The sequence below is a fragment of the Arthrobacter sp. UYEF3 genome (assembly GCF_040546245.1).
Taxonomy (GTDB): Bacteria; Actinomycetota; Actinomycetes; order Actinomycetales; family Micrococcaceae; genus Arthrobacter.
The window spans coordinates 33701-46213 of the sequence record NZ_JBEPNK010000025.1; the positions used below are offsets into that span (position 1 = coordinate 33701).

9 protein-coding genes and 1 pseudogene are annotated in these 12513 nt (G+C 66.0%); 2 read left to right on the top strand and 8 right to left on the bottom strand.

The window, feature by feature from the left end:
* Nucleotides 1–290: 290 nt before the first annotated feature.
* From ABIB14_RS15300 to ligD, 3 genes are all read right to left on the bottom strand, one after another.
* On the bottom strand, nucleotides 291–2003 hold the full coding sequence (locus ABIB14_RS15300; RefSeq protein WP_354236772.1) for an ABC1 kinase family protein: 1713 nt from the start codon (nucleotides 2001–2003) through the stop codon (nucleotides 291–293).
* Between the two features lie 5 nt (nucleotides 2004–2008).
* On the bottom strand, nucleotides 2009–2551 hold the full coding sequence (locus ABIB14_RS15305; RefSeq protein WP_354236773.1) for a PadR family transcriptional regulator: 543 nt from the start codon (nucleotides 2549–2551) through the stop codon (nucleotides 2009–2011).
* 494 nt (nucleotides 2552–3045) lie between these two features.
* Nucleotides 3046–4269: a non-homologous end-joining DNA ligase gene (gene ligD, locus ABIB14_RS15310; protein ID WP_354236774.1), complete on the bottom strand. Its 1224-nt coding sequence runs from the start codon at nucleotides 4267–4269 to the stop codon at nucleotides 3046–3048.
* A gap of 204 nt (nucleotides 4270–4473) precedes the next feature.
* Between ligD and ABIB14_RS15315 the strand changes: the two genes are divergently transcribed.
* On the top strand, nucleotides 4474–5655 hold the full coding sequence (locus ABIB14_RS15315; protein WP_354236775.1) for a cytochrome P450: 1182 nt from the start codon (nucleotides 4474–4476) through the stop codon (nucleotides 5653–5655).
* A 7-nt stretch (nucleotides 5656–5662) separates the two neighbouring features.
* Here the strand turns inward: ABIB14_RS15315 and ABIB14_RS15320 are convergent, their stop codons facing one another.
* Nucleotides 5663–6919, bottom strand: a complete 1257-nt coding sequence (locus ABIB14_RS15320) for a phospholipase D-like domain-containing protein (RefSeq protein WP_354236776.1) — start codon at nucleotides 6917–6919, stop codon at nucleotides 5663–5665.
* 129 nt (nucleotides 6920–7048) lie between these two features.
* Here ABIB14_RS15320 and ABIB14_RS15325 point away from each other — a divergent pair, with 129 nt between their 5' ends.
* A complete protein-coding gene (locus ABIB14_RS15325) occupies nucleotides 7049–7441 on the top strand; it encodes a nuclear transport factor 2 family protein (protein WP_354236777.1) in 393 nt (130 codons plus the stop codon).
* Between the two features lie 39 nt (nucleotides 7442–7480).
* Here the strand turns inward: ABIB14_RS15325 and ABIB14_RS15330 are convergent.
* The 4 genes and pseudogenes from ABIB14_RS15330 to ABIB14_RS15345 all read right to left on the bottom strand — a co-directional run.
* A pseudogene (locus ABIB14_RS15330) lies at nucleotides 7481–7662 on the bottom strand (substrate-binding domain-containing protein); the annotation flags it as partial.
* A 673-nt stretch (nucleotides 7663–8335) separates the two neighbouring features.
* Nucleotides 8336–9898, bottom strand: coding sequence for a long-chain-fatty-acid--CoA ligase (locus ABIB14_RS15335; protein ID WP_354236796.1), 1563 nt, complete (start codon nucleotides 9896–9898; stop codon nucleotides 8336–8338).
* 23 nt (nucleotides 9899–9921) lie between these two features.
* Nucleotides 9922–11118, bottom strand: coding sequence for an acetyl-CoA C-acetyltransferase (locus ABIB14_RS15340; RefSeq protein WP_354236778.1), 1197 nt, complete (start codon nucleotides 11116–11118; stop codon nucleotides 9922–9924).
* Nucleotides 11119–11153: 35 nt separating this feature from the next.
* Nucleotides 11154–12410, bottom strand: a complete 1257-nt coding sequence (locus ABIB14_RS15345) for an acyl-CoA dehydrogenase family protein (RefSeq protein WP_354236779.1) — start codon at nucleotides 12408–12410, stop codon at nucleotides 11154–11156.
* Nucleotides 12411–12513 lie beyond the last annotated feature (103 nt).

The following is a 12513-nucleotide window of genomic DNA, read 5'->3' on the forward strand; positions in this document are numbered from 1 at the left end:
GCCGATTCATGCCCAATTCCTCGGTCCCTTCACCGACGGCCGGGGACGAAACGAAAATACCGGCTGAGACCCAACCCGCGATATGCCCCACTGGTGGGCGGGGCCGCCTTTCAGCCCATCCTCCATGACCCGGAGCGACGGACGGGCAGTCGGCGGCATCAGCCACTCCGGTGGTGCTTAATCATTCGACGTTGCAACACTCGGCGCAGCTCTGGTGACGATCACTGCCCAGCTGGCACGCAAGCTGGGCGTCTGAGCGTGTGGGCGTCCGGAGATGGCTGGAGGAGAACTCAGAGGCCGCGGCGCCCCACCCCAAGCGCGTGCACCAGCGGAAGGACCGAGGCGATCATGAGCACGCTGCCGAAGATCGTGTCGTCCGCCCGGACGACGGACCCTGCGATCAGCAGGGCACCGAATATCAGTGCCGATGCCGATCGTTTTGCCGTGCTGTTAAGACGTGCCATCTGCCGTTCGAGGCGCGGGTTGGTAACCGCCAGGGAACCGTCCTCGAGCCGGGTGACGAGCCCGTCCAGGCGTTTCGGGAGGCGCACGGCGACTCCGGCGGCGTCGAGCACCCGCTGAGCCACATCCTGGACGATGTTGCCGCGCTCCTCGCGCAGCAGCTGCGCTGCATACGGCTCGACCGAGTCCCACAGATTGAACCGGGCATCCAGCGAGCTGCACACACCCGAGGTCAGCGACATCGCCCGAATGATGAGCAGGAAGTTCTCCGGCAACTGGAACGGCAACGAACGGACCAGGTCGCCGAACTCCGTCGCAAAACCAAGGAATTCTCGCGGATCCACCTCCCGAAGCTCGGCGAAGCCCATCCCGCCAAACCGGGCGAAGAGATGCGTCATCGCCCGTTCAAGCTCGGCCGTGTCGGCCGACGGTACCAGCACACCTACATCGCTGATCGCGCTGACCAAGCCCTTCCCGTCACGTGAGGCGGCCGCGATCAGTAGTTTCCGCAGGCCGCTGCGGGTAGTTGGTGGAACCTCGCCCATCATGCCGAAGTCGATGAACGTCAGCTTCCATGGGCGCCCCGCGGACGAATCCGTAACCGGAGTGACAAAAATATTGCCTGGGTGCGGATCGGCATGGAAAAAGCCGTTCGTGAACAGCTGGTCGAACATGACAGATGCGAAAGCCGGGGCAACGTGTGCCGGATCGATGCCCGCCGCAACAAGCGCCTCGGCGTCCGTGATCTTGATCGCGGTGACATCTTCGAGGGTAAGCACGCGGCGGCTGCTCCGTTCCCATACGACATCGGGCACAGCCACCGTGCCGTCGTCGGCGAAGTCAGCGGCAAAGCGCTCCGCGTTCACCGCCTCATGCAGGTAGTCGATCTCCTCGAGACTGGTCTGCGCAAACTCCTCCACCAGTGCTGGCATGTCAGCACGATCGGACACGAGGCGCACGCGGCTGAGCCAGCCGCCCACTTTGCGTAGCGCAGCCAGATCGACATCGACGATCGCGTCTATGCCCGGTCGCTGCACCTTCACGACCACATAATCCAGCCCGGTGTCGGCGGCATCAGTGTGAAGAAGCCGTGCCCGGTGCGCCTGTCCGAGGGAGGCGGCGGCGATCGGTGTCTCCTCGACCGAGGCAAACACCCGGTCCAGCGGCGCACCCAGCTCCGCCTCGGCAAGGGCGCGGATTGCAGGGAACGGGACGGGGGGCACCTCGTCCTGCAGCCCCTCAAGCTCCCTGGTGATCTCGGGCGGGAGCACATCGAGCCTGGACGACAGGAACTGACCAACCTTGATCATCAATCCGCCCAGCTCCACCGCGAGCACGTGGAAGCGCTGCGCGAAGCGCCGCATCCTCCTCGCCCGGGTGCGCTCGGCAATGCTGCCTAGTCCGACGCGGGGGAGGAACAGCTCAAACCACCAGGTCACCGCGAGATGCCAGGCGGCGAAGCGCAAAATTCGACGGTAACGGGCCCGGGTATTCCCGGCGCCGGGTGCCGGATCTGCTCGGTCCCGGCGAACCGACGCCACCCCCGTCAGTCCTGGGCGAGGATCGAATACAGCCGGCGGCGTGCCTCGTCGAGCACTGCCACGGCCTGCTGCACCTGCTCCGGCGAGCCCGTGCGGCCCACCTGGGACGCGGCCTGCGCGAGCTCGACGCCGGCCTTGGGCAGTGCCGCGAATCCGGTGCCGGATGCCTGGCCGGTTGACTCCCAGGGCGTTAACGGATCGGCGCGGGCCGCTTCCTCCCGGCCCGCTTCGGTCAGCGAGTAGATTTTGCGGCCGTTGGACTCCTCGGCAAGGATAAACCCCTCATCGGCCAGCAGTTGCAACGTGGGGTAGACGGAGCCGGCACTCGGCTTCCAGCTGCCGCTGCTGCGCTGTTCGATTTCGCGGATGATCTGGTAGCCGTGCATCGGCCGCTCGGCGAGCAGGGCCAGCACAGCCGAGCGCACCTCGCCTCGCCCGGCGCGGGTGCCCGCGCGCTTTTCAAACCTTGAACGCAGGTCTTCAAACGCCTGCCACATACCGTCGATATTGGGGCCGCCAAATCCGCCCGCGGGATATGAATTACGCATGCTGCTCTCCTTGAGTGGGCGAACGATAGTTAACGATACGTCCCGATATACGCGAAAACCAGTAGTCGCCGCGCACACCCGAGAACTGCGGTGGGGGTAGACCGCCGCTCGAGTGCGAGATCCTGGACCCGGTGTGCAGTGGCTTCCTGTTCGGGCCGCAACGGGAAGACCACCAACGGCACCGCGAACTACAGCGCCCGCACGGTCGAATTCATCCCGGTGTGGGAAAGAAACGCGTCGGCGTGACGCAGGACCTGTCGCTGCGGAATGGGAGGGTCGCCCCGCAACGTCCATTGGAATCTCCCCCTGCCCGGAGGCATCCACGCGTTCTCCGATCGCCTTGCAGACGTGCCCGCGGGTCACCTGTTTAACGACGTCGGGGGCCGCCCTACCAATAGCAAATGACCCAGGCCCTGCCCGGCGGGGAATTCGTTGAGCCGCTGTCCGATCTCCTTCCAGGCCGCCAGAAGGCTCGGCCCCAAATGCCCCCTTGGCTACCCTCTACCAGCCCACGGATCGTAGTCAGCGATGAGCTCCTCCTGCGGCGGACGCTCATCTTCGGGGACGTGCTGCAGGTTGACACGCACCCGGTACCAGAGCGAACTCGATCCGCGCATCCCGTCGAGGAGTATGTCCGCAGGATGCAGGAGCGGGACGAGATCCGCGTGCCGGGTTTTCCATTCGTCGAGCGCTGCGAGCGCCTCTGGCGTGGTCTTGGCGCGTGCCACCTCAATAAGGGGCATCACCGACTGCCGGCGGCCGGAGCCGTCGCCGCCGCGGGGCGGCTTTTCGGCCGGGCCGAGCTCGGCGGCCAGGGCGATGAGTGAGTCGAGTGAACCGGCCGCGGTGTCGATGCCGGCGTGGGGGTCGCCCAGCGCCGCGAAGCGCTCAGGCACCGTGGGCACGGTGAACTGTTCCGGGCGGGTGGAGCGGACCTCGTCCCAGCTGAGCGGCGTCGAGACCCGGGCGTCGGGCAGGGGCCGGATTGAGTAAGCCGATGCCACCGTGCGGTCCTTGGCGTTCTGGTTGAAGTCCACGAACACACTCTCGCCGCGTTCCTCTTTCCACCACCGCGCGCTGGCGAGGCCGGGGGCGCGCCTCTCGACCTCGCGGGCCAGGGTCTCAGCGGCGAGCCGCACGTCTCGGAAGGACCACTGCGGTGCAAGGCGCACCAGGATGTGGAGTCCCCTCGAACCGCTTGTCTTCGGCCACCCCACCAGTCCGACGTCGTCGAGCACCTCCCGCGCGACATAGGCGACGTCGACGATCTGCGCCCAGTCGACTCCCGGCATCGGGTCGAGGTCCACCCGCAGTTCGTCGGGGTGCTCGAGGTCCTCCGCCCGTACGGGGTGCGGATTGAGGTCCAGGCATCCAAGATTCATGACCCACGCCAATCCAGCGGCATCCCGGATGACAGCTTCTTCGGCCGATGTCCCCGACGCGTAGTGCAACGTCACCGTGTCGATGAAGAAGGGGTGGTTTTCCGGCACGCGCTTCTGGAAGAACGGTTCAGCGCCGATCCCCTTCGGGAAGCGTTTGAGCACCATGGGTCGTCCGCCGGCACCCCGCAGCGCACCTTCCGCGACGGAGAGGTAGTAGCGGACCAGATCGAGTTTCGTCAGCCCCGATTCGGGGAACACCACTTTGTCCGGGCTCGAAATGCGAACCTCGTGACCTGCAACGGTGAGGATCTCCGGGGGAGTCTTCGACGGGTTCATGCCGTCACGCTAGCAATGATCAGATGTCCCAACCAGACCAGCCGGACAGACTGCTCCCGGAACCCGGCAGCGAACCCGACGCCGCCAGTCAGGGTCCGCGGCCCTGCGGCTCTTCAGATGCACCTCCGCCGGTATTAGGGTGGGGCCTAACGATGGAATAAAGCCGCCCGTCCGTGCGGGCGGGCAAACCAGGAAGGGGCGCCCATGTTGCGCCTGCCGGTAATTGAGAAGCCGCTGAATCCGTTCCCGCACTACGAAATGATGCGGAACAGCGAACCTGTTTTCCAGGACCAGGAAACCGGGCTGTGGCATGTTTTCCGCTATGACGACGTGCAGCGGGTCCTTTCCGAGCACGCCACTTTTTCTTCCCGGATGTCAGGCGGCGATCCGGCCGGGACTGGCCAACTCTTCGCTGCCAGCTTGATCAACACCGATCCGCCGCGTCACCGCCAGCTCCGTTCCCTCGTCACGCAGGCATTTACGCCGCGGGCGGTGGAAGCCCTCGCCCCGCGCATCTCGGAAATCACCGATGACTTGTTGGCTCCGGTCCTCGCTGCCGGGTCCTTGGATCTGATTGGAGAACTGGCGTATCCCCTGCCGGTGATAGTCATCGCTGAACTGATGGGAATCCCGGCGGCGGACCGGGACCGCTTCAAGCAATGGTCCGACGTCATTGTCAGCCAGGCCCGGCCGACGCCGGACGTGCCCGGCCAGGTTGCACCGCAGGAGCACAGCACTGCCGGCGCGGAAATGGCTGAGTATTTCATGGGCATGATCGAGGAGCGCCGACGGCATCCGGGCAACGACCTGATCAGCAAGCTGCTGGCGGCACAGATCGACGGGGAGCAGCTGAGCGTCGTCGAACTGCTCGGGTTCTGCGCCCTGCTGCTCGTCGCCGGCAACGAAACGACCACGAACCTGATCGGCAATGCGGTGCTGTGTTTCACGGAGAGTCAGGGCACGACCGAGCAGCTCAGCGCCGAGCCGGGCCTACTCCCGCATGCGCTTGAAGAAGTGCTCCGGTTCCGGTCCCCGGTCCAGTCCATGTACCGCATCACGGCCACCGAGGCGACGTTGGGCGAACGCCGGATCCCCGCAGGGTCGCCGCTCGTCGCCTGGATCGGATCGGCGAACCGCGACCCGCTGCAATTCCCGAACGCGGAGGCGTTCGACGTCGCACGGTCCCCTAACCGCCACCTCGCCTTCGGGCAGGGCATCCACTTCTGCCTCGGCGCACCGCTGGCACGGCTGGAGGCCGGCATTGCGTTGCAGGCTGTGCTGTCGCGCCTGCCCGGGTTGGCGCTGGACCCTGGTGCGCGGCTGGAGCGCATGGAAAGCTCCATAATTTACGGCCTCAAGGAACTGCCCGTGACCTGGGCGGCCTAGCGTCGCGTCAGAGGACTGACCGGAGCGGTACCAGGACCGCTTCGCTGAACCGGGCAAGCGGGGAGCGGTGCTGCCATTCCTCCAACGTCAGCACCCTGCAGTTCCGGCTGTCGACGTCGAAGATTTCCTGCATGTCTGAGGCAAATGCTTCGTCATGGATTTCGAGGTTTATCTCGTAGTTGCCCGTCAGGCTCAGCCTGTCGATGTTGGCGCTGCCTACGGTTGACCAGGTCCCGTCGATGGTTGCCGTCTTGGCGTGGATCATGGCGTTGCGGTAGAGCAGGATGGTCACGCCGTCCCTGAGCAACGATTGGTAGAAGCCGCGGGAGAGCCAGTCCGAGAGGATGTGGTTTGAGTCCTCGGGGAGGATCAGCCGGACATCTACACCGCGCCTGCTGGCAGCGAGCAGTGCCTTGAGGATTTGCTGGTCCGGGATGAAGTAAGCCGTGGTGACGAAGATGTGGGCCTGGGCCCGGCTGATAGCCTCCAGGTAGACCCCGCGGATGGGGAAGACAAGGTTCGCCGGAACGTTGCTGACGGCGCGGATCCGCGGCTCCCAGACCTCCGGCGTTGTGTGCGGGATTTCGGGACGGCGTCCCTTGGCATTGCCGTTCCAGAGGTTCACGAAGGCCTGGCGGAGATCCCACACGGACGGGCCGACGAGCCGCAGATGCGTGTCTCTCCATTCGGTGGCATACAGGGAACCGATGTTGTAGCCGCCTACGAAGCCGACCTGGTCATCGACGATCAGGAGCTTGCGGTGGTCCAGCCCGGTGCTGCGCACGGTGTTGACGAGCATCGAGGGACGGACCACGGGGAAGCAGTACACTTCGATGGCCGGGTGGAACCTGAAGAACGAGGGTGGCACGACCAGGTTGGCGAACTGATCGTAAATAACAAAGACGCCGACGCCCCGCTCCGCCGCTGCGTTGAGCGCGTTCCTGAACTGCCGGCCTGTGTGGTCGTTCTTCCAGATGAACGTCTCAATGAATATGTGCGTCTTCGCGTCGCTGATCGCCTGGAGCATGTCCCGGTAGAGGTCGGCTCCATAGGTGTACGTCGTGACGCGTGTGTCAGCTATGGCCCGGTCGAAAGTGCCGGGGTGCGGGAATCCCGTGCGCTTGCTTCGACCCCGTTTCTTGACTATGTCCAGAACGACGAGCCCCCCGATCACCGCGCCTTGCAGTGCCGCAAAAGCCAGCACTGAGCGAGCCACCGTCTTTCGGGCGAACCTGGCAACGGGCGCTGGGAGCAATTCATCCATCTGGCGAGCCTAGCGCGTGGTCCGTCCGGGGGCCGGTTCCGGACACGCTGAACCCGTCGACAGGGACCGGAAGCAGGACTAACCTTAAGCCGTCCCAATCCCGAAAAGAATGACGGAGAGGTGTCCATCATGGGCGCTAAAGAAAACGCTGAAGTAGTCCGCCGCGGATACGAAGCGTTCAATGCGGGGGATATGGCTACACTCAACGAACTGTTTGCGGAAGACGCTGTCTGGTACGCAGCCGGCAACGGCGTACTGTCCGGGACGAAGCAGGGACGCGACGCCGTCCTGTCTTATTTCGGCGAGTTGGGAGCGCGCTCGCAGGGCTCCTTCCGAGCCGCGGTCGAGGACATCGTTGGGGGTGAAAACCATACTGTCGCAATCCAGCGAAGCCACGCAACCAGCAGTGGAAAGACCTTGGACGCCGCTTCCACTGTCGCCTTCGTGCTCCGCGACGGCAAAGTCATCGAGGGCAGGGAATTCTTTGAAGACTCGGCCGCGGCGGACGAGTTCTGGACTTAAGCTCCGCAGGGATACGAAACTGGTTGACGCCAGCCGGTGTCATGGCGGGAGCGGAGCCGGTCCCGTGGAGCCGCGGACCGTGAGATGCGCGGGCATCACGGAGCGTTGGCGGGTGCCTCCAACGGGCACGGGTTCAGCTGTGCCAGCAGCATGGACACGGCCACCCGGCCGGGCTGGTCGATGGGAGACGCCATGGTGGTCAGCGGCGGGTTGCAGAAGTTATCCTGCCGGCCACGCTTGCCCCGGAACTGCTACAGGACCTGCTCCGCGGTGAGCTCGGTTTCAACGGACGGATCCGTCGCAGATGAGCAGATGATCGGGCGAACGCAGACATGATCGGCAGCGCCGCGCACCGGGCGGTGGCGGCGGAAATTGCGGACAAGACGGTTACCCTCGTCTAGGACACCGCGAACAACCTGCCGATAACCCCACCCCGGCGACGCACAGGCGGATCCGCTGGCCTACCTGGACACGGTCAGGGACGAGCAGGAAAGCCCCGGCTTCGAAGTGCACCTGTTCAAGACGGCGGATTAGCGTGAAGCCGCGGGGGAGACAGGCGTGAACTTCTTGTCCGTGAGCCGCGTTCGTATTCGCCAACGTCAAGGGCTTCGCGCAGGAGGCGTCCATCCGGATCAAGTGGTCCACCCTGATGTCCGTGGAAATCCCGTGATATGTCACCAAGGTTCCCACGCTGTTCGTGTCGCTGAATCAGCCGAACCACCTCATTGAGGTGCCGATGGTCAGACCGTCATCCACGCCCATGCCGGGACCCGGGAGGCAATCCGGGCCACGGTCGAGAAGATCCAGGGCACGTCCGAGTTCCAGGGCACGTTCAACGGGAACGTGTTCTGCGATTCCTTCGATACCAGGCTCTGACCGACCCAGTTGGGCCGACTAGCGTCCGTTGGACTCGGTGGCCAGGTTCCGTTTGAGGATCTTTCCGCTGGGGCCGAGCGGGAGTTCCGTGAGCAGCCTGATGACGCGCGGGTACTTGTAGGCGGCGAGTTGGGCGCTGGCGAACTCGATCAGCTCCGGCTCGGTGGCCGTGGCTCCCGCATCCAGCACGATCGCGGCGGCGATTTCCTGGCCATGGACATCGTGCGGAACTCCGTACACGGCCGCGCTGACCACCTGCGGATGGGTGAGCAGGATTTCCTCCACCTCGCGGGGATAGACGTTGTAGCCGTTGCGGATAATCATGTCCTTCTTGCGGTCCACGATCCGCAGATAGCCGTCGTCGTCCTTCGTCCCGAGGTCCCCGGTGCGGAACCAGCCGTCGACAATCGCCTCGGCGGTGTCCTCGGGCCGGTTGAGGTAGCCCTTCATCAACAGGTGCCCGCGGATGACGAGTTCGCCCAGCTCGCCGGCGGGCAGCAACTCGATGCTTTCAACGGCTTCTGCCCGGGCGATTTCAATGTCGACGCCCCAGATTGGAACCCCGATGGTGCCTGGCCGGGGCGGTGTGCCGACGTGGTTGAAGGCGGCGACGGGCGACGTTTCGGTGAGGCCGTAGCCTTCGTGGATGTCAACGCCGTAGACGTCCCGGAACCTGTCCATAACAGCCAGCGGGAGGGAGGCTCCGCCGGAGATACAGTAGCGCAGCGCAGCCGGTCGGACGGCAGTGGTCTTGGCCGCTTCAAGAAGCGCCACATACATGGTGGGCACCCCGATGAAGATGTTCACGTTGTGCCGCTCCAGTAACTGGAGGGCGCCCTCGCCGCTGAATCGGGGCATCAGGACGACGGTGGCGCCAGCGCGGAGCCCCGCGTTGAGAACCACCGTCTGGCCAAAGGTGTGGAAAAGCGGCAGCCCGCCGAAGAGGACGTCACCGGGCTTGAAATCCATCACGCTCGTCAGCAGGACGCTGGTTTGTTCCACCAGGGCGAAGTGGGTGCCGAGGGCTCCCTTTGGCTTTCCGGTGGTGCCGGACGTGTAAAGGATCGTGGCCGTGTCCGATGGACGGCACGGGACATAGCCGGGGATGGGCTCCGACGCCGCGGCTTCGGCCTCCAGCCGGGGCAGCCCGTCGTCGCCGGGCGCCATCACCGTCAGCACATCGATCCCGCCGGCCGCGGCGCTAGCGGCCCCCTCCTTCAGCAGCGGGGCGGCGCAAACCAGCAACTTGGCGCTGCTGTCCTGGAGTACGTATTCGATTTCGCGGGCCTTCAGCAGGGCGTGGACCGGAACCACGATGGCTCCGAGCGATAGGACGGCGTAGTACACCCTGGCGAAGTCCGGAACGTTGGGAATCAGGACGGCGACGGCGTCGCCGGGGCCGATGCCGCGCGCACGCAGCGCCCCGGCGTAGGCACGGGTTTGGCGCCACAGCTCGCCGTAGCTGGTCTCGTCCTCGCCGACGATCAGCGCGATGCGCTCCGGCGTCCTGCGGGCGGCCTCGGCCAGGATGGCCGCGACGGAGATGGTTGCGAAGCCGTCGGCGGAAGGGGTGTTGGTCATGGCCTGCTTCTTCGTTGGGATGTTCATGCTTTGAGGATCAGGGCGTCGCCCTGGCCCCCGCCGCCGCAGAGGGCAACGACGCCGGTGCCTCCACCGCGGCGTTTCAGCGCCAGCGCCTGGTGCAGGACCAGGCGCGCGCCCGAGGCGCCCACCGGGTGCCCGAGGGCGATGGCGCCGCCGTCGGCGTTCACGGCGTCGGTCTCGATGCCCAGGTCCTTGGCGGACTGGATGAGGACCGACGCGAAGGCCTCGTTGATCTCCACGAGATCGAGCTCCTGCGCGGTGAGCCCCTCCAGCTTGAGAGCGCGTTCAATAGCGCGGGCGGGCTGGGAATGCAGGGAACCGTCGGGGCCTGCCGTCTGGCCATGGGCGCCGATTTCGGCGATCCATTTCAGCCCCGCGGCTTCAGCCGCCGCCTTGCTGGCGATCACCAGGGCCGCGGCCCCGTCGGAGAGCGGGGAAGCGGATCCGGCGGTGATGGTTGCGCCCTCGTCCTTGGAGAACGCGGGCCGGAGGTGCGCCAGGGATTCGGCAGTGGTTTCCGGTCGGATACCCTCATCGTGCTCAAAGGTCACTGCGGGGCCCTTACGCTGGGGGACCTGGATCGGTGCGATTTCTTCCGCGAACACGCCGGCGGCGCGGGCCGCTTCGGCGCGCTGATGGGAACGGGCAGCGACGGCGTCCTGTTCGGCTCGGCCGATGCCGCGCTCGGCGTTGCCGGCGTCGGTGGCGGCGCCCATCAGGAGGCCGCTGACCGGGTCCTGCAGGCCGTCGTGGTTCAGGGAGTCGAGCATCGGAGCGTCGCCGATAACGACGCCGGCGCGGAGTCCGGGCACGAGGTGCGGGGCGTTGGTCATCGACTCCTGGCCGGCCGCCACGATGAAGTCGGCTTCCCCCGCACGGATCATCCGGGCGGCGTCGATGACGGCCGTGAGCCCGGACAGGCAGAGCTTGTTGATGGTTACCGTCGGCACGTCCCAGCCAATACCGGCGGCCAGGCTGGCCTGCCGCGCGGGGCCCTGGCCCGCGCCGGCCTGGATGACCTGGCCGACGATGACAGCGCCGATTTGTTCCGGGGCGACGCCGGTCCGTTCCAGTGCGGCCCGGATCGCGTGGGCGCCCAGGTCGCTGGATGAGAGGGGCGTGAGGCCGCCGCGAAACCGGCCGAAGGGGGTCCGGGCACCTCCGAGGATGACGGGGATATTTTCGTTCTGGTTCATGAGAAGTCCTTTCGAAAGTGACGGGGCGGCGTGGATCATACGAAGGCTGAGATACCGGTGATGCCGCGGCCGATGATGAGGGCCTGCATTGTCTCGGTGCCTTCGTAGGTGTGGATGGCCTCGATGTCGGCGAGGTGCCGGGCAACACGGTTCGCCAGCAGGATGCCGTTGCCGCCGAGCAGGTCCCGGGCGTTGGAGGCGATGGCCCGGGCAATGCGGGTGCAGGTGTACTTGGCAAGCGAGGCCTGTTCCGGCGTGAGCGCGCCCTCCTCATCGAGCCGCGTCATCTGGACGACCATCAACTGCATCGTGGCGAGTTCGCTGAGCATCCGGGCCAGGCGTTCCTGCACGATCTGGGAAGCGGCGAGCGGCCGGCCGAACTGCAGGCGCTGCCGGGCGTATTGGACCGCGGTTTCATAGCAGGCGGTGGCGTGGCCGACGGCGGACCAGGCAACGCCCAGCCGGGTGGCGAGCAGGACGCGCGCCGTGTCCTTGAAAGTCCGTGCCCCGGGAAGCACGTTCTCGTCCGGGACAAAGACGCCTTCCAGCCGGATGTGCGCCTGCCAGATGGCACGCAAGGCCAGCTTGCCCTCGATCTTCGTCGCGGTGTAGCCGGGGGTGTCCTGCGGGACCAGATAACCGTGGACCCGGCCGTCCCCGCCCCGGGCCCAGACGACGCTTACCCCGCCGACGGAACCGTTGCCGATCCACTTCTTCTCGCCATTGAGCAGGAATCCGCCGGCCGTTCCGGTGGCGGTGGATTCCAGGGCGACCGCGTCGGAGCCGTGGGTGGGCTCCGTCAGCGCGAACGCGGCGTATTCCGTCCCGGCCGCGATTGCCGGCAGCCAGCGTTCCTTCTGCTCGGAAGAGCCGCACTCGGCTATGGAGCGGAGGGCGAGGCCGCCCTGGACCGCGATCATGGTCGCCACCGAGCCGTCGCCCCTGCTGATTTCCATGGTGACCAGTCCGGCCGCCATCCTGCTCATCGCAGGGAAACCGTCCACCGGAACTCCGTCGCGCAGCAGGTCCAGTTCGCCGAGGCGCCGGAGAAGGTGCAGCGGGTAGTCGCCGCGTTCCCAATAGCCGTCAATGACGGGAAGTACCTCGTCTTGGACGAAATGCCGCGCGCGGTCCCAGTACTCCCGGTCTTCGGCCCCGACGCCGGTGAAGACCGACGCCGGATCGGTGCCGAGGGCCTCGGTGAGGACGTAGTCCGGTTCCTCCGTGCCGGTGGGGAAATTGCCCGCGGCGGCCGTGGCGGTGAGCCCGGAACCTGGCGTCGTCGTCGTCATGTCTTAGTCCTCAAGTTCAGCGGCGGCTGCTGGCCGACCGAGTCCTGTGGCCCACGCCACGTCGATTAAGGATGCAATGAAACGCGGTTCCACGTCAAGAAAC